The organism is Xenorhabdus vietnamensis, from assembly GCF_002127535.1.
Taxonomy (GTDB): Bacteria; Pseudomonadota; Gammaproteobacteria; order Enterobacterales; family Enterobacteriaceae; genus Xenorhabdus; species Xenorhabdus vietnamensis.
The window spans coordinates 1-505 of the sequence record NZ_MUBJ01000132.1; the positions used below are offsets into that span (position 1 = coordinate 1).

Below are 505 nucleotides of genomic sequence, written 5' to 3' on the forward strand. Positions count from 1 at the left end.
TATCCCCCATAACGATAAATTCACCCGCGATTTAGCTGTTCCCAATGACGATAACACTAAATCTGGCCGTTGTTTGCCAATATATACCCCCTCAGAGACTCGGATATCACCCTGAATTGTGCCTCCTTTTGAGGCTGAAACGGCATCAACATCACTGGCATCTAATGTAATGTCAGTTGACAGCCACTTCCCATTAATTCGCCGGTTATCAGGCACGGCGCGGCGCGCTTTTTCTATTGTGACCTCTAACCCCAGATTTTTCACGAACTGCGGTTTATCCGGAATATCCTCACCGTTCAGTTTTTTGAGCAGCCTGGCATCGGCACTGTCGAATACCTGTCTTACTGCATAGGATGTTGCAGCCTCAGTCTGGCTGTCACTGTATATGGCATTGCTGAGCTGGACAGTGCCGGATTGGGTGGTTGAGGCGTGGGGTACGGATTTTTGTATTATTTTCCGAATTGCCTCAGCCAATTGGGTATCATCAGATTGACTCGGTTTAATG

The 505-nt window shown here is 47.7% G+C and carries 1 protein-coding gene; it reads right to left on the bottom strand.

Features of this window, described 5'->3' with window-relative positions; translation table 11 throughout:
- Nucleotides 1-505, bottom strand: a 505-nt coding sequence (locus Xvie_RS20555; protein ID WP_208612672.1) for a phage tail protein, incomplete at both ends; no start/stop codon positions are given.